Consider the following 14,939-nt stretch of genomic DNA (forward strand, 5'->3'; position numbering starts at 1 on the left):
ACTTCAAGGGCGTCTGAGCTTCAGCCGGGTGGCGAGGCGGGCCAGCGTGCCCGCCACGCCGCCCGCGATGCCTTGGGGCATCGCCACCATGGCGGCGATCAGCAGCACGCCGTAGAGCAGGGCGGAATAGCCTTTGCCCAGCCCCGCCGTCACGTCGGGGGAGAACTGCAGGAAGAGCCCGCCCAGGATCGCGCCGCCGGCCGAGTGCATGCCGCCGATCACCAGCCCGAACAGCATCTGGACCGACAGCGCGAAATTGTAGCTGCCCGGTCCCACGAATCCGAACTGCCAGGCCGACAGGCAGCCGGCGACGGCGAGATAGGCTCCGGCGATCCCGGAGGCGGCGGCGCGCGCCTGCGGCACCCGGATGCCCTGGGCAGTCGCTGCGAAATCGTGATCGCGCGCCGCCTTCAGCGCGCGGCCGGCGCGGCTGTGGATCAGATTGTGCGCCAGCCACATGGCGGCGGCCAGGAGCGTGAGCGCCATCAGGAAGGCCCAGCGATCGTTGCTGAGCAGCCCGATCGGTGGCGTCGGGAAGTCGAGATAGAGGCCCTGCACGCCGCCGGTCCACTGCTCGATCGGCCGCCAGCGCAGCAGTTGCGGAAAGGCGATGACCACGGCGTAGGTGACGAGGGCCTGAGTCCAGAGTGTATGGGAACCGGCGACCCGGCCGATGCCATAGCCCGCGGCGAAGCCCAGCAGCGGGGCGAGGGCGAGCCCGGCATAGGGCGAGAGCGGCGTGTGGGCCGCCAGCATCGCCGCACCATAGCCGCCGATGCCGAACAGCGCCGCCTGGGCCAGCGAGAACTGTCCGCTCACGCCGCACAGGATCACGAGACCCATCAGCGCGATCGACCAGATCGCCGCCTGCGTGAAGCGGAAGACGACGAAATCCGGGAAGCAGAACGAGAGCGCGGCCGCCGACACGAAGCCCATGGTCCATACGGTCCGCATGGCGTTACGATAGACCACACAACGAAGGAATGGGAGCGAAGCGATGAAATTGAGGCAATGCGTCTTCGTCTGCAAAGACCTCGAAAGCTCCACCGAGGAGCTGTGCGACATTCTCGGCCTCGAGGTCGCCTATCGCGATCCCGGCGTCGCCAAGTGGGGCCTGGCCAACGTCGTCTGCCCGACCGGCAACGACTTTCTCGAGATCGTGTCGCCGTTCAGGGACGGCACGTCGGCCGGCCGCTACATCGAGCGCCGCCACGGCGACGGCGGCTACATGGTGATCCTGCAGGTGCCCGATGCGGTGGCCGAGCGCCAGCGCGTCACCGCGCTCGGCGTGCGTGCCGTGGCCGAGAAGGACCTGCCCGAGTACCAGTACACCCACTTCCATCCCTCGGACACGAACGGCGTGCTGCTGTCGCTCGACACGACTTTCGCGCCGCCGGGGATCGATCCGGCCTTGTGGTGGCCGCCCGCCGAGAAGGACTGGACGAAACATGCCCGCTCGGACGTCACCAACGGTCTGGCCGGCGTGGAGATCCAGCATGACGATCCCGACGGCGCCGCCGCCTCCTGGTCGCGCATCCTCGACCGGCCGGCGGTCGACAACATCATCCGGCTCGACGGATCGCAGATCCGCTTCGTGCCGATCGTCGACGGGCGTGGCCCCGGCGTCTCGGCCTACGACGTGACCGTCGTCGATCGCGACCGAGTGCTGGCCGCCGCCGAGAAGCACGGCCGCAAGATGGGTCCCGCTCAGGTCGAGGTCTGCGGCTGCCGCATCAATCTCGTCTGAGAGGCCGAGTTCAGGCATAGAAGCGGGATCGTGCTGCGCATCACCCCCTTCGTCATGGGTCACCTCGTCACCGCCCTTCTCGTGGGCGCGGGGGCGGGCGCCTTTCTGGCGGGCGAAGCCATGCTGATCGGGGGCGTCGGCATGCTGGCCGGCGCGGTCGTGAGTTCGCTGGTGTGCCAATGGAAACCCGGCGTCGAGGCGCCGGTGTGGCAGCTCTGGCCGGTCGCCACCGTCCTCAATCCGGTCTTTCCGGCCGCGCTCTTCTTCATGTCCCTCGACTGGGACTGCGTCGTGGGCCTTCGGCGGGGCTGGGGGTGCGTCGTCGTGGCGATGGCCATGATCGTCGCCGGTCTGTGCTTCCTGCCGCCGCTCGGCGGTCTCTTGTGGCGAAGCTGGAAGCGCTACCGCGCGCGACCGCGTTAGAGTTTTCGTCTCAGGTTAACCACACCGCCTCATCCTGAGGAGCCGCGCATAGCGCGGCGTCTCGAAGGATGGGCAACGGACGGTGTGCGTGTAGCCCATCCTTCGAGACGGCTGCTGCGCAGCCTCCTCAGGATGAGGTTATCGGGAAATTCGACGCAGATTCGATTTCTGCTCGAAATGACTTCAGGCCGCGAGCGACTTGGCGAGGCGGCCGCGGATCATCTCCTCGGCTTCGCGGACGATGCGCTCGACCAGCTCCTTGCAGGACGGGATGTCGTTGATCAGGCCCATGCAGGTGCCGGCCGACCAGATGCCGTGCTCCATGTCGCCGGTTTCGTAGACGACCTTGCCCTTGGCGCCGGCGACGATCGGGCCGATCTCCTGGATGGTCTTGCCCTCGCCTTCCATCTCGATGGTCTTCTTGGCGATGCTGTTGCCGTAGACGCGGCTGGTGTTGCGCATGGTGCGCAGGATCAGTGCGGTGCTGCGCTCGTCGGAGGAGACGATCTTCTCCTTCACGTTCTGGTGGATCGGCGCTTCCTTGGTGGCCATGAAGCGGGTGCCCATGTTGACGCCCTCGCAGCCCAGCGCCAGCGCCGCCACGAGGCCGCGCGCGTCGGCGAAGCCGCCCGAGGCGATCATCGGGATCTTGATGACGTTGGCGGCCGCCGGCAGCAGCACGAGGTTCGGCACATCGTCCTCGCCCGGGTGGCCGGCGCATTCGAAGCCGTCCATCGAGATCGCATCGACGCCGGCCTTTTCGGCCGAGAGGCCGTGGCGGACCGCGGTGCACTTGTGGATCACCTTCACGCCCGCTTCCTTGAGCTTGGGCAGGAAGGGCTTGGGATTGTTGCCGGCGGTCTCGACGATCTTGACGCCCGAATCGATGATGGCGTCGATGTACTCGCCGTAGGGACGCGGCACGAGCGTCGGCAGGATGGTGAGGTTCACGCCGAACGGCTGGTCCGTCATCTCGCGGCAGCGCTTGATCTCCTTGCGCAGATCCTCGGGCGTCGGCTGGGTGAGGCCGGTGAGGATGCCGAGCGCGCCCGCGTTCGACACGGCCGAGGCGAGTTCGGCGCGGCCGACCCACTGCATGCCGCCCTGCACGATCGGGTGCTTGATGCCGAACATCTCGGTGAAGCGCGTCTTGATCATCTTGCCGTTCCCCCTTGGGTGATTTCCCAAGCATTAGCGAACCGGAACGGCCGCGGCCAGTCCACGGATCGCACAGTGGACATGCCGTCCGCGATGCGGATCAGGTGCGGTCGATGAAGGAGATCGTGTCGTCCAGGGAGGGCGCACGCTTGCGCAGCAGCTCCGAGAAGGAGCCGACGATGTCGATATGGTCGACCTCGGGATAGAGCTTCAGCTCGGCCGTGCCGCCCGCCTTGCGCCAGGCTGCGGCCAGACGTTCGCTGTTGAAGGGCTTCACCGTCGTGTCGGCGGTGCCGTGCAGCAACAGGAGCGGCGGCAGCGGCGCGCGGGCATATTCGATCGGCTGCGTCTCGCGGCGATCGCCGCCGAAGATCTCCCGCAGCCGGCGGGAGGTGAGGGGCAGGAAATCGTAGGGGCCGGCGATGCCGATCCCGCCCGGCAGCTTCATGCGGTCGACGCCGGCGGCGGCGAGATAGGGGGTGTTGGCCACCATCATGATCGCGATATAGGCGCCCGCCGAGTGCCCCGCGACGAACAGCTTCTCGGTGCCGACCTTGTTGGCCGCCCAAGCCGTCGCCGCCGCGCCATCGTCGAGGAAGGCGGGATAGCGAACCTCCGGATAGACGCGGTAGTCGGGAATGATGGTGGTGATGCCGCGCGCGGCCAGCGCCTGGCCGACGAAGAGATAGTCGCCCTTGGCGCCGGAATCCCAAGAGCCGCCGTAGAAGAAGATCACCGCCTTGCCGTCGGCCCGCGGCTGCTCCGGCGTGTAGACGTCGAGCTTCTGGCGGGGAAGGCTGCCGTAGGGAATGTCGGCGTCGAGCTTGTAGCCCGAGCGCGCGACGGTCGTGTTCAGGAGCGCCGCGGGAGAGCAGCCGCCGAGCAGGCCGAGAACGCTGGCGAGGAGGCCTCGGCGTGCCAGCGTCATGCAGAGGCGGCGAGGTCGCGCACCTGTTCGGCGAGCGCCAGCGAGGCGGTGAGGCCGGGCGATTCGATGCCGAACAGGTGGATGAGGCCGGGCACGCCATGATCGGCAGGCCCCGTGATGGTGAAGTCCTGTGCCGGCGCACCCTGCGGCACGATCTTCGGCCGGATGCCGGCATAGCCGGGCTGCAGCGAACCGTCCTTGATGCCGGGCCAGTACTTGCGCACGGCAGCGTAGAACTTGTCGGCGCGATGCGGGTCGACCGTGTACTCGATGCCGTCGATCCATTCGACGTCGGGCCCGAACTTCGCCTGGCCGCCCATGTCCACGGTGATGTGCACGCCCAGGCCGCCCGGCACCGGGACGGGGTAGATGAGGCGGGAGAAGGGGGAGCGGCCGGTCAAGGTGAAGTAGTTTCCTTTGGCGTAGTACGCGGTCGGAATATGCGCGGATGGCATGCCAACGATTTTTTTCGCAAGCGTCGGCGCATGAAGGCCCGCCGAATTGATCAGCAGCTTGCAACGCAGGTTCATCGGCTGGGTTCCACCGACTTCGATTTCCACGCCGCCCTCGACGACGCGGCCCGCCTTCACCGGACTGTTGAAGGCGAACATCGCCCCGTGCGCCTCGGCGTCGCCCTGCAGCGCCAGCATGTAGGAATGGCTGTCGACGATGCCGGTGCTGGGCGAGAACAGGGCGGCCGTGCACTGGAGGTTCGGCTCCATCGCCATCGCCTCGGCGGCGCTGAGGAAGCGCATGCCCTCGACGCCGTTGGCTTCCGCACGGCCCTTGATCTCGGCGAGCTTCTCGCTCTCGGCCGCGTTGGTTGCCACGATCAACTTGCCGCAATTGAGATGCGGCACGCCGTGGTCCTTGCAATAGGCATAGAGCATGCGCCGGCCGGCGACGCAGGCCCGCGCCATCAGACTGCCCTTGGGATAGTAGATCCCGGCGTGGATGACCTCGGAGTTGCGCGAGCTGGTTTCGGTGCCGATGGCGTCGGCCGCCTCCACGACGATGACCTCGCGGCCGGCAAGGGCCAGGGCACGGGCGACGGCAAGGCCGACAACACCTGCGCCAATGACAACGCAGTCGACGGTTTCGAACGGGGACGAATTCATGGTCGCATGCTAGAACCGCCGCCTCTTTCAGTCACCAAGGGCGGGTGTCGCATCATGAAAGGCGCGTTGGTCACGGGGGCGGGACTGCGAATCGGCCGTGCCCTGGCGCTCGCGCTGGCGGCCGACGGATTCTTCGTCTTCGTGCATTACCGGGAATCGGCAGCCGGGGCGAAGGAGACCGTCGCGACGATCCGCGAGGCGGGCGGCAAAGCCATGGCGGTTCGTGCCGATCTCGCCTCGGCGCGGCAGGCCGAGGGGCTGGTGGCCAAGTGCCGGGCGCCCGGCGTGCGGCTCACCTGCCTGGTCAACAGCGCCTCGCTGTTCAAGCTCGACCGCGCGCCGACCGCGACCGCCGCCGATTTCGACCTGCACATGGCGATCAACCTGCGGGCGCCGCTGCTGCTCGCGCAGGCGCTGGCGCGGCAGCTGCCGGCGGACGAGACGGGCCTGGTCGTCAACGTGCTCGACCAGAAGCTCTACAACCTCAATCCCGACTTCCTCACCTACACGCTCTCCAAGGTCGGCCTCCAGGGGCTGACGACCCTGCTGGCGCAATCCTTCGCGCCGCGCCTGCGGGTGGCGGGCATCGCGCCGGGCCTGACCCTGCGCAGCGGCAGCCAGACGGATGCGCGCTTCGCCGAGCAGCATGCCGCCAATCCGCTCGGCGTCGGCGTGACGGTCGACGATCTCGTCCGCGCGCTCCGCTTCATCGTGGCCACGCCGAGCTATACCGGCGATACGCTGCTCGTCGACAGCGGCGAGCACCTGACCGGCCGGCCGCGCGACATCGCCTTCGACCTGAAGAAGAAGAAATGACCATGGTCACCTCCGAGCGTCGCATTTTCATCCGCGACATGCGCCTGCCGGTGTCGATCGGCATCTACGACTTCGAACTGGCCAAGCCGCAGGCGGTGGTCATCAACGTCGAGCTGCTGCTGGCGACCCCCGACCGCGCGCACGACGACAGCATCGCCAACGTGTTGAACTACGACCTGATCCATGACGGCATCGCCGGGCTCGCGGCGAGCCGCCACTTCAACCTGCAGGAGACTCTGGTCGAGGGCATTCTCGACCTGTGCCTGGCCCAGCCCCAGGTCGTCGAGGCGCGCGTCTCGACCGAGAAGCCCGACGTCTACAAGGATTGCCGCGTCGGCTACGAGGCGGTCCGCCGTCGCGCCACGGGCTGAGCGGCACGCTCGATGCCGCCCTCCGTCGGTGCGCTGCGGCGCGCGAGCCTGGTCCTGCTGCTGGCCGCGTTGATCTGGGGATCGATGATTCCGGTCCTGGCGGCGCTGGCCGAGCATTACGACAACTGGCTGCTGTCCTGGTCGCGCTACATCCTGGGGCTGCCCGTTCTCTGGCTGGCCGTGCTGCTGAGCGATAAGCCGGCGGCAGCGCCGCGACCGCTCGACTGGGGCCGCCTGCTGAAACTCGGGACCGCGATGACGGCCTTCTCGGTGCTCTACACGTTCGGCGTGGCACACGCCCATCCCGCGACCTCGGCAATCGTGCTGATGTGCGGTCCGATCTGGGCGACGTTGCTGGCGCGCGCGATGCTGGGCTCGACCACGCCGCCCGGCTTCGGGGTCACGCTGCTGCTGGTGGTGGCCGGCGGCATCGTCGTCGTTCTTGGCACGCCCGGCCGTGCGGCGGGCTCCTTTGGTCTGGAAGGCGGCGAGGGGCTGCTGGTGATCGCCCAGCTCTGCTGGAGCTGGTACTCGATCCGCGCCCAGCAATGGCTGGCCGATCGCGGCCAGATCGCCCTGTCGGCCCTGACCTCGACGGTGGCCAGCGTGCTGCTGGGCGTGGTCTGCGCCGTCGTCTGGGCGCTGGGCGGCCTCGTCTGGCCGACGCGTCCTCCGACGCCCGTCGAGTGGGGCATGGTCGCGTGGATCGGCGTCCTGGGCGTCGCGGTGGCGGTCCTGCTGTGGAATACCGGCGTGTCGCTGGTCGGCGTTCCGGTGGCCTCTTTGTTCGCCAATTCGGCGCCTGTCTTCGCGATCGGTCTTGCCGCCCTGATGGGACGCGAGCCGAGCTGGCTGCAGGTCGCGGGCGGCTTCATCGTGCTGGCCGGCATCGCGCAGCTCCAGATCCGCCAGACTCGGGCGGCGCGGCGATGACGAAGGGACCGACACCGGGACGCGACCGGCACCACATGCTGGGCGCCTTCGCGGCGATGCTTTTCGTGGGCGTGAGCTGGGGCGCCAACGTGCCCGTCTCCAAGGTCATGCTCCAGCACTTCGATGTGGTGCCCATGCTGACCATCCGCACCCTGGCGGCGGTGGCGACGCTGGGGGTGCTGCTGGTGCTGGCGGAGGGCGTCCGGAACCTGCGGATCGAGATCGGCCTCAAGCGCTTCCTGCTGATCGGCCTGATGATGAGCGGGTTCTTCACGATCTTCCTGGTGGGCATCCGGTTCAGCAATCCGATCTCGGCGGCCGCCGTCCAGGTGGCAGGGCCGCTGGTCGCCGCGGTCACCGTACGCCTGGTGACGGGGGCGCGATTCGATCCGGGGTTCGGCGTGGCGCTGGCGCTGACCCTGACGGGCGGCGCCATCCTGGCCGCCGGGAGCCTGTTCGGTCGGGGCGCGCTGACCCTGGGCGGCGGCGAGATCATCGTGCTGCTCTCCAACGCGCTCTGGACGCTCTACAGCCTGAAGGCGCAGGCCTGGTTCGACCGGGCGAGCCAGCTCCACCGCGCCTATGTCGCCTCGCTGTCCGCCCTGGGCTGGATGGTGGCCCTAACCCTGGTGTTGATCGGTCTGGGCTGGGCCAACTCGCCCTTCACGGTGACCGACGGCTGGGTCTGGAGCCAGCTCCTGCTCGTGGCCGTCTTCTCGAGCGGTGTGGGCGCCTATCTCTGGAATGTCGGCGCGAGCCGGCTGGGGGTTGCAATTGCGTCCCTCTGGGTCAATCTCGTGCCGTTCTTCGCCGTATTGTGGTCAATGACCTATGGCTTCATTCCCAATGCCTACCAGATCGCCGGTGGGCTCGTCGCCTTGAGTGGCGTCGTCTACATGCAATGGCGAAGGCTACAAACGACAAAACGATAAGACAGGCTCTGCCATGCCCGACATGTCTCTTCCTCAACTCAAGGTTTCCCATTGCCGCTGGCTTTCCGTCCCCGGAAGGGGCGACGTTCGCGGCAAGATCAACTTTCTGGAGTTCGATCAGGAATTGGGCTTCACGGTTCGGCGCCTCTTCTGGCTGCACGACATCGCGCCCGACCAGTGGCGCGGCCGGCATGGCCATCGCGAGTCGCACCTCGTCACCCTGGTGATGAACGGGTCCTGCCAGCTCCATCTCGATGACGGCAAGGTGAAGGAGACGGTGGTCCTCGACGATCCCGGACGGGCGCTGCATATCGGGCCGATGGTCTGGCACGAGCTGGACAACTTCGCGCCGCAGACCGTCATCCTGGTCATCGCCTCGACCCTGTACGACGAGAGCGAGTATCTGCGCGACTACGAGGCCTTCAAGCGCGAAGCCGAAGCGGCGAGCCGCGCATGATCCCCTTCCTCGACATGAAGTCCGTCTACACCGAGCTGAAGACCGAGCTCGATGCCGCCTATGCGCGCGTGATGGAGTCCGGCTGGTTCGTGCTCGGCAAGGAGGTCGAGGCCTTCGAGGCCGAGTACGCCGCCTTCTGCGGCACGAAGCATTGCGTCGGACTGGGCAACGGGCTTGAAGCACTCGAACTGGCGCTTCGGGCCTGGGACATCGGCGCCGGCGATGAAGTCATCGTGCCGTCGAACACCTATATCGCCACCTGGCTCGCGGTGACGGCGGTCGGCGCCAAGGTGGTGCCGGTCGAACCGACTCCCGGCGGCCCGAACATCGATCCCGATCGCATCGCCGCGTCGCTCACGCCACGCACGCGCGCGATCATGCCCGTCCATCTCTACGGCCAGCCGGCCGACATGGATGCGATCATGGCGCTCGCCGCCAAGCACGGGCTGAAGGTGGTCGAGGACGTGGCCCAGGCGCAGGGCGCCAGGGTACGCGGCCGGCGGACCGGCTCGCTCGGCGATGCCGGCGCGCACAGCTTCTTTCCCAGCAAGAACATCGGCGCCTTCGGCGATGGCGGCGCGGTAACGACCGACGACCCGAAATTCGCCGAGCGTCTGCGCACGCTGCGCAACTACGGCAGCCGCGTGAAGTACGTGAATCTCGAGAAGGGGGTGAACTCCCGCCTCGACGAGCTGCAGGCAGCCTTCCTGCGCGTGAAGCTCGCGAAGCTCGACGAGTGGAACGACCGCCGCAGGACGGTGGCGGCGCGCTACGACGACAGGCTGTCCGACATCACGAGCCTCGCCTTGCCGAACGTGCCGCAATGGGCCGATCCCGTCTGGCACCTGTACGTCGTGCGAACCAACCGGCGCGCCGACCTGGTGAAGGCGCTCGGCGAGGCAAGCATCGGATCGCTGATCCACTATCCGATCCCGCCCCATCTTCAGGAAGCCTATGCCGAACTCGGCCAGGGCAAGGGGACCTACCCTCTTGCCGAGAAGCTGGCCGAGACCGTCCTCAGCCTCCCGATGGGCCCGCACATTCCGCTCGAATCGGTCGACGAGGTCTGCGCCGTGATCCGGCGGACGCTGGCGGGCTAGAGCTCCGGAGCGGGGTGGATGCCGCGGTAATTGCGCTGATAATCCCAGTAGCCGTCATACCCGCCGCGCTGCGGGTAGGCGGGCTGGGCGTAGTTGTACTGGTAGGTCGTGGTGCGGTAGGCGGGCGGCGCCGCGTAGTAGCCCGGCGACGAATAGTAGGTCGTCGTGTAGGCCGGCGCGTAGGCTTGGGAACGATACGGATAGCTGCTGCTGGGACCGTAATAGGACTCCGAGGCACAGCCGGCGACGGTGGCGGCCATCAGGGCGGCCGCGATGATTCCAGTGACTCGCATGGCGCTCTCCTTTGTGCCCGATTCAACTCGGGGCAGCGGGGAGCGGTTGCGGCCTTCTGGCTTCTTCCTTCAATTCGCCACAATGAGCCGGTCCGGATTCTCGCCGGACCTGGCTAGTGGTTGTGCAGGATCTGGCCGAGGAACAGCTTGGTGCGCTCGTTCCGGGGATTGGCGAAGAATGCCTCGGGCTCGTTCTGCTCGACGATCTCGCCGCGATCCATGAAAATCACGCGGTCGGCGACGGCCCGTGCGAAGCCCATTTCGTGAGTGACGCAGAGCATGGTCATGCCCTCGCGCGCCAGCTCGATCATGACGTCGAGCACTTCCTTCACCATCTCCGGATCGAGCGCCGAGGTCGGCTCGTCGAACAGCATGATCTTGGGACGCATGCAGAGCGCGCGGGCGATCGCCACGCGCTGCTGCTGGCCGCCCGAGAGCTGGCCGGGATACTTCAGCGCCTGCTCGGGAATGCGCACCCGGGTCAGCAGGCTCATGGCGATTTCCTCGGCCTCCTTCTTGGGCATCTTCTTCACCCAGATCGGCGCCAGGGTGAGGTTGTCGAGGATGGTGAGGTGCGGGAACAGGTTGAAAGACTGGAACACCATGCCGACCTCGCGGCGGATCGCCTCGATGTTCTTCACGTCGTTGGAGAGCGTGACGCCGTGGACCACGATGTCACCGCGCTGATGTTCCTCCAGCCGGTTGATGCAGCGGATCAGCGTCGACTTGCCCGATCCCGACGGTCCGCAGATGACGATCTTCTCGCCTTCCTTCACGTCGAGATTGATGTCGGACAACACGTGGAACTGTCCGTACCACTTGTTGACGCCTTTGAGCTGGATCACCGATTCCAGTTTCGAGAGATCGCGGGCGGTTGCGGTCATGACTTGCTCCCCTGACGGCGCCTAGCGGCGCGTGCCCTTGTTGAGTTCGAATTCGAGGTACTTGCTGTACCGCGACATCGAGAAACAGAAGATGAAGTAGACGAAGGCGGCGAACAGATAGACCTCTCCGGGGAAGCCCGCCCAGTTGGGGTCGACCAGCGCCTGGTTGGCGGTGTTCAGGAAGTCGAAGATGCCGATGATGAGCACCAGCGACGTGTCCTTGAAGAAGCCGATGAAGGTGTTGATGAGCGGCGGGATCACCACGCGCAGCGCCTGCGGCAGGATGATCAGCAGCGTCTTCTGCGGGTAGTTCAGGCCCATCGCATCGGCGGCCTCGAACTGGCCCTTGGGCAGCGACTGCAGGCCGCCGCGGATGACCTCGGCGATGTAGGCGCCGGCGAACAGGATGACGGCGACCTGGGCGCGCAGGAACTTGTCGATGGTCGTGCCCGAGGGCAGGAACAGCGGCAGCATGACCGAGGCCATGATCAGCAGGCTGATCAGCGGCACGCCGCGGATCAGCTCGATGAAGCCGACGCACAGACCCTTGATGAGAGGCAGGTTGGACCGCCGGCCCAGCGCCAGCAGGACGCCATAGGGGAAGGCGAAGGCGAGACCGTAGGTCGCCAGGATCAAGGTCACCGGCAGGCCGCCCCACAGGCTGGTCTCGACGTAGCTGAGCGGCGCGATGGCGATGCTCCAGCTCGGCAGCACGCCCACGATGCGCAGGACGAGGCCGACCGCGCCGATGGCGGTCAGGGCATAGTAGGCCATCCGCTCGGCGGGTTCCGCCAGGGCGCTGCGCAGCGCGAGGCCCACCACGCCGCCCAGCAGCGCGACGAACAGGATGAGGCCGAGCGGAATGTGGATCTGGCCGAACATCAGCAGGAAGGTGACGAACGAGCCGACGCCCCAGATCACCAGCAGGCGCCAGTTCCACATGCGGCGGTCGGCGCTCAGCACCAGCATGGCCAGCATGGTGATGACCGCGAACAGCGGCCGCCAATGCTGCTCATACGGGAACGAGCCGAAGAAGATGTAGCGGAACTTCTCGCGGATCAGCGCCCAGCAGGCGCCGCCGCCGCGGCATTCGGCGCCGGTCGAGGCCGTGAAGTTGGCGGTGAACAGCGCCCATTCGAGGAACCAGGAGAGGATCCAGACGACGGCGGCGATCAGCACCACCGTGGTGATGCCGTTGCCCCAGCTGGAGAACAGGTTCTTGCGGGCCCAGCCGAGAACGCCGGTCTCGTCGACGGGAGGGGCGAGCGGCTTGCGGTCGCCGACAGGCATGGCGTCGGTCATGCTCAGCGCTCCCTCAGGGCGATACGTTTATTGTACCAGTTCATGAACGCCGAGATCGACAGGCTGACCGACAGGTAGGCGGCCATGATGATCAGGATGTTCTCGATCGCCTGGCCGGTCTGGTTGATGGTCACGTTGATCGAGGCGACGAGGTCGGGGTAGCCGATCGCGATCGCCAGCGAGCTGTTCTTGGTGATGTTGAGATACTGGCTGGTCATCGGCGGGACGATCACCCGCAGGGCCTGGGGCAGCAGCACCAGGCGCATCGACTGGCCGCGCGACAGGCCGAGCGCCGCCGCCGCCTCGCTCTGGCCCTTGTGCAGCGCCAGGATGCCGGAGCGCACGATCTCGGCCACGAAGGCCGAGGTGTAGAGCACCAGGCCGACCAGAAGCGCGGTGAACTCCGGCTGGATGACGGTGCCGCCCGAGAAGTTGAAGCCCTTCAGTTCGGGCCAGCTCATATGGTGCGGCGCGCCGCCGGCCAGCCAGACGAGAGCCGGCAGGCCGATGACGATGCCGAGTCCTGCGGAAATGCCGGGGAAGGGCTGGCCGGTGGCTTCCTGGCGCTTCTTGCCCCAGCGGTTCACGAACCAGGCGCCGGCGATGCCGACGAGAAAGGCGAGACCCATCCACTTGTGAATGGGATCGGCCATCGGCACCGGGAAATAGACGCCGCGGTTGCTCAGGAACACGCTGTTCCAGAGCATCGAGATCGCCTGGCGCGGGCCGGGAAAGGCCTCGCTGATCAGCTTGTAGAAGAGGAACAGCCACAGCAGCAGGGGCACGTTGCGGAAGGCCTCGACGTACCAGGCGCAGATCCGGCTGAGCAGCCAGTTGGGAGAAAGCCGGCCGACGCCGACCAGAGTGCCGAGAACGGTGCTGAGCAGGATGCCGAGAACGGCGACCCGCAGCGTGTTGAGGATGCCGACCCAGATCGCGCGGGCGTAGGTGCTGGCGGGCGAATACTCGATCATCGTATCGCCGATCTCGAAGCCGGCCTCGCGCTCGAGGTAGTGGAAGCCGCTGGCGATCTTCTGGCGCTGCAGATTGTCGATCGTGTTGCTGACCAGGTACCAGGCAAGGAACCCGACGAGACCGACGACGACGATCTGGAAGACCCAGCCTCGGATGACCGGATCGTTCCACGGTGCCACTTTCGGTCGTGGCGTAGCGCCGAGAGTCTCGACCGCCATTCTCTATTCCCCCTGCCTGGTGCGGTTTTTCCGCTCGGGCGTTATATGCCCGCTATTGCCCTCAGTGTATGTGGGAATTGCCCCTGCGCAACGGGACAAATCCCACCATCCCCAATGTCGATGCCCCCGCATCAACGGATGGGCGGCGAGTATTGCAGGCCGCCCTGGGTCCACAGCGCGTTCAGGCCGCGTGGGATCTTGAGCGGCGAGCCCATGCCGACGTTGCGGTCGAAGCTCTCGCCGTAATTACCGACCTGCTTGACGATGTTGTAGACCCACTTCTCGTCGACCCCGAGGGCCTTGCCCATGCCGGGCGTGACGCCGAGGATGCGCTTGATCGAGGGATTGTCGCTCTTCAGCATCTCGTCGACGTTCTTCGAGGTGATGCCGTGCTCCTCGGCCTCGACCATGGCGTAGAAGGCCCAGCGCACGATGTCGGCAAATTGATTGTCGCCATGCCGGACGACCGGTCCCAGCGGCTCCTTGGAGATGATCTCGGGCAGGATGACATAGTCTTCGATCGTCTTCGGCGGCGGCACGTTGGCGGCGCGCGTGGCGGCGAGGCTCGAGGCATCGGTCGTGTAGACGTCGCAGCGGCCCGAGAAGAAGGCCGCGCGGATCTCGTCGACCTTCTCGATGACGACCGGCTTGAAGGTCATCTTGTTGGCGCGGAAATAGTCGGCGAGGTTGAGTTCCGTGGTGGTGCCGGGGGCCACGCACACGGTGGCGCCGTTCAGCTCCTTGGCGCTCTTCACGCCGAGCGTCTTCGGCACCAGGAAGCCCTGGCCGTCGTAGTAGTAGATACCGGTGAAATCGAGGCCCAGTGCGGTGTCACGGGTCAGCGTATAGGTGGCGTTCCCCATCACCATGTCGACTTCGCTCGACTGCACCGCGGTGAAGCGCTGCGCCGAGGTGAGGGGGACGTACCTGACCTTCTCCGCATCGCCGAAGATGGTGGCCGCGACGGCGCGGCAGACGTCGACCGAGAGACCCTTCCACTTGCCCTGGCTGTCGGCGAGCATGAAGCCTGCCGTGCCGATCCCGACGCCGCAGTTCAGCGTGCCCCGTCCCCTGACGGCATCCAGGTCCTTGCCGGCGTGAGCCGTCCCGGCGGCGCCGGTCAGAGCGGCCATGATACCGGCAGCTGCCGCCACGATCTTCTTGCGCATTAAGCCTCCCTTTTCCTTGAACACAGCATGCCGCCTTCTCCGCGAGGCTTGCAAGCCGCAGGCCAAAATGAGCGGGACTTACCCAAAGAAAAACCGCCGCCCCTGAAGGGCGGCG

Annotated in this window: 17 protein-coding genes; 8 read left to right on the top strand and 9 right to left on the bottom strand. The window is 66.7% G+C overall.

The annotated features are described in order from the left end of the window. Positions 1 to 3: 3 nt before the first annotated feature. Positions 4 to 954 carry a branched-chain amino acid ABC transporter permease gene (locus ACP15H_RS02770; protein WP_425064698.1) on the bottom strand — a complete coding sequence of 317 codons (951 nt, stop codon included), beginning with the start codon at positions 952 to 954 and terminating at the stop codon, positions 4 to 6. Between the two features lie 43 nt (positions 955 to 997). Here ACP15H_RS02770 and ACP15H_RS02775 point away from each other — a divergent pair, with 43 nt between their 5' ends. Continuing rightward, positions 998 to 1,747, top strand: a complete 750-nt coding sequence (locus ACP15H_RS02775; protein WP_425064699.1) for a VOC family protein — start codon at positions 998 to 1,000, stop codon at positions 1,745 to 1,747. Between the two features lie 30 nt (positions 1,748 to 1,777). After that, positions 1,778 to 2,170 (top strand): hypothetical protein, encoded by a 393-nt coding sequence (locus tag ACP15H_RS02780; RefSeq protein WP_425064700.1) that lies wholly within the window; start codon positions 1,778 to 1,780, stop codon positions 2,168 to 2,170. Between the two features lie 183 nt (positions 2,171 to 2,353). Here ACP15H_RS02780 and ACP15H_RS02785 read toward each other — a convergent pair whose 3' ends face one another. The 3 genes from ACP15H_RS02785 to ACP15H_RS02795 all read right to left on the bottom strand — a co-directional run bounded on the left by ACP15H_RS02785 (position 2,354) and on the right by ACP15H_RS02795 (position 5,374). Further along, the gene (locus tag ACP15H_RS02785; RefSeq protein WP_425064701.1) at positions 2,354 to 3,328 is read right to left on the bottom strand and encodes an NAD(P)H-dependent flavin oxidoreductase; all 975 of its coding nucleotides are present in this window, start codon (positions 3,326 to 3,328) and stop codon (positions 2,354 to 2,356) included. 100 nt (positions 3,329 to 3,428) lie between these two features. Beyond that, complete coding sequence (locus ACP15H_RS02790; RefSeq protein ID WP_425064702.1) at positions 3,429 to 4,256, bottom strand: alpha/beta hydrolase; 828 nt, start codon at positions 4,254 to 4,256, stop codon at positions 3,429 to 3,431. Beyond that, positions 4,253 to 5,374 carry an NAD(P)/FAD-dependent oxidoreductase gene (locus ACP15H_RS02795; RefSeq protein ID WP_425064703.1) on the bottom strand — a complete coding sequence of 374 codons (1,122 nt, stop codon included), beginning with the start codon at positions 5,372 to 5,374 and terminating at the stop codon, positions 4,253 to 4,255. The genes ACP15H_RS02790 and ACP15H_RS02795 overlap by 4 nt, the downstream gene beginning before the upstream one ends. 54 nt (positions 5,375 to 5,428) lie before the next feature. Between ACP15H_RS02795 and ACP15H_RS02800 the strand changes: the two genes are divergently transcribed. Genes ACP15H_RS02800 through ACP15H_RS02825 form a run of 6 tightly spaced genes read left to right on the top strand, consistent with a single transcriptional unit; the run spans position 5,429 to position 9,983 of the window. Next, positions 5,429 to 6,190: an SDR family oxidoreductase gene (locus tag ACP15H_RS02800; RefSeq protein ID WP_425064704.1), complete on the top strand. Its 762-nt coding sequence runs from the start codon at positions 5,429 to 5,431 to the stop codon at positions 6,188 to 6,190. After that, entirely contained in the window at positions 6,187 to 6,561 is a 375-nt protein-coding gene (locus ACP15H_RS02805) for a dihydroneopterin aldolase (RefSeq protein WP_425064705.1), read from the top strand. The genes ACP15H_RS02800 and ACP15H_RS02805 overlap by 4 nt, the downstream gene beginning before the upstream one ends. A 12-nt stretch (positions 6,562 to 6,573) precedes the next feature. After that, complete coding sequence (locus tag ACP15H_RS02810; protein WP_425064706.1) at positions 6,574 to 7,494, top strand: DMT family transporter; 921 nt, start codon at positions 6,574 to 6,576, stop codon at positions 7,492 to 7,494. Beyond that, entirely contained in the window at positions 7,491 to 8,426 is a 936-nt protein-coding gene (locus tag ACP15H_RS02815) for a DMT family transporter (protein WP_425064707.1), read from the top strand. Before ACP15H_RS02810 ends, ACP15H_RS02815 begins: the two co-directional genes overlap by 4 nt. Positions 8,427 to 8,448: 22 nt before the next feature. Next, entirely contained in the window at positions 8,449 to 8,883 is a 435-nt protein-coding gene (locus ACP15H_RS02820) for a sugar 3,4-ketoisomerase (protein ID WP_425064708.1), read from the top strand. Further along, positions 8,880 to 9,983 (top strand): DegT/DnrJ/EryC1/StrS family aminotransferase, encoded by a 1,104-nt coding sequence (locus tag ACP15H_RS02825; RefSeq protein WP_425064709.1) that lies wholly within the window; start codon positions 8,880 to 8,882, stop codon positions 9,981 to 9,983. The genes ACP15H_RS02820 and ACP15H_RS02825 overlap by 4 nt, the downstream gene beginning before the upstream one ends. On the opposite strand, the gene ACP15H_RS02830 is transcribed toward ACP15H_RS02825, so the two are convergent. The 5 genes from ACP15H_RS02830 to ACP15H_RS02850 form a co-directional block, all read right to left on the bottom strand. After that, positions 9,980 to 10,276, bottom strand: a complete 297-nt coding sequence (locus tag ACP15H_RS02830) for a hypothetical protein (RefSeq protein ID WP_425064710.1) — start codon at positions 10,274 to 10,276, stop codon at positions 9,980 to 9,982. The genes ACP15H_RS02825 and ACP15H_RS02830 overlap by 4 nt on opposite strands. A 113-nt stretch (positions 10,277 to 10,389) precedes the next feature. After that, the gene (locus ACP15H_RS02835) at positions 10,390 to 11,160 is read right to left on the bottom strand and encodes an amino acid ABC transporter ATP-binding protein (RefSeq protein WP_425064711.1); all 771 of its coding nucleotides are present in this window, start codon (positions 11,158 to 11,160) and stop codon (positions 10,390 to 10,392) included. A gap of 21 nt (positions 11,161 to 11,181) precedes the next feature. Further along, positions 11,182 to 12,462, bottom strand: a complete 1,281-nt coding sequence (locus ACP15H_RS02840; RefSeq protein ID WP_425064712.1) for an amino acid ABC transporter permease — start codon at positions 12,460 to 12,462, stop codon at positions 11,182 to 11,184. A 2-nt stretch (positions 12,463 to 12,464) separates the two neighbouring features. Continuing rightward, the gene (locus ACP15H_RS02845; RefSeq protein ID WP_425064713.1) at positions 12,465 to 13,655 is read right to left on the bottom strand and encodes an amino acid ABC transporter permease; all 1,191 of its coding nucleotides are present in this window, start codon (positions 13,653 to 13,655) and stop codon (positions 12,465 to 12,467) included. 131 nt (positions 13,656 to 13,786) lie between these two features. Further along, positions 13,787 to 14,824: an amino acid ABC transporter substrate-binding protein gene (locus ACP15H_RS02850; RefSeq protein ID WP_425064714.1), complete on the bottom strand. Its 1,038-nt coding sequence runs from the start codon at positions 14,822 to 14,824 to the stop codon at positions 13,787 to 13,789. Positions 14,825 to 14,939 lie beyond the last annotated feature (115 nt).

The sequence above is a fragment of the Reyranella sp. genome (assembly GCF_965249915.1).
Taxonomy (GTDB): Bacteria; Pseudomonadota; Alphaproteobacteria; order Reyranellales; family Reyranellaceae; genus Reyranella.

Bases quoted from the DNA above. Each gene is read 5' to 3' on its own strand.
- ACP15H_RS02770 (WP_425064698.1), bottom strand. From the start codon at position 954: ATGCGGACCGTATGGACCATGGGCTTCGTGTCGGCGGCCGCGCTCTCG.
- ACP15H_RS02775 (WP_425064699.1), top strand. From the start codon at position 998: ATGAAATTGAGGCAATGCGTCTTCGTCTGCAAAGACCTCGAAAGCTCC.
- ACP15H_RS02785 (WP_425064701.1), bottom strand. From the start codon at position 3,328: ATGATCAAGACGCGCTTCACCGAGATGTTCGGCATCAAGCACCCGATC.
- ACP15H_RS02790 (WP_425064702.1), bottom strand. From the start codon at position 4,256: ATGACGCTGGCACGCCGAGGCCTCCTCGCCAGCGTTCTCGGCCTGCTC.
- ACP15H_RS02795 (WP_425064703.1), bottom strand. From the start codon at position 5,374: ATGAATTCGTCCCCGTTCGAAACCGTCGACTGCGTTGTCATTGGCGCA.
- ACP15H_RS02800 (WP_425064704.1), top strand. From the start codon at position 5,429: ATGAAAGGCGCGTTGGTCACGGGGGCGGGACTGCGAATCGGCCGTGCC.
- ACP15H_RS02805 (WP_425064705.1), top strand. From the start codon at position 6,187: ATGACCATGGTCACCTCCGAGCGTCGCATTTTCATCCGCGACATGCGC.
- ACP15H_RS02810 (WP_425064706.1), top strand. From the start codon at position 6,574: ATGCCGCCCTCCGTCGGTGCGCTGCGGCGCGCGAGCCTGGTCCTGCTG.
- ACP15H_RS02815 (WP_425064707.1), top strand. From the start codon at position 7,491: ATGACGAAGGGACCGACACCGGGACGCGACCGGCACCACATGCTGGGC.
- ACP15H_RS02820 (WP_425064708.1), top strand. From the start codon at position 8,449: ATGTCTCTTCCTCAACTCAAGGTTTCCCATTGCCGCTGGCTTTCCGTC.
- ACP15H_RS02825 (WP_425064709.1), top strand. From the start codon at position 8,880: ATGATCCCCTTCCTCGACATGAAGTCCGTCTACACCGAGCTGAAGACC.
- ACP15H_RS02830 (WP_425064710.1), bottom strand. From the start codon at position 10,276: ATGCGAGTCACTGGAATCATCGCGGCCGCCCTGATGGCCGCCACCGTC.
- ACP15H_RS02835 (WP_425064711.1), bottom strand. From the start codon at position 11,160: ATGACCGCAACCGCCCGCGATCTCTCGAAACTGGAATCGGTGATCCAG.
- ACP15H_RS02840 (WP_425064712.1), bottom strand. From the start codon at position 12,462: ATGACCGACGCCATGCCTGTCGGCGACCGCAAGCCGCTCGCCCCTCCC.
- ACP15H_RS02845 (WP_425064713.1), bottom strand. From the start codon at position 13,655: ATGGCGGTCGAGACTCTCGGCGCTACGCCACGACCGAAAGTGGCACCG.
- ACP15H_RS02850 (WP_425064714.1), bottom strand. From the start codon at position 14,824: ATGCGCAAGAAGATCGTGGCGGCAGCTGCCGGTATCATGGCCGCTCTG.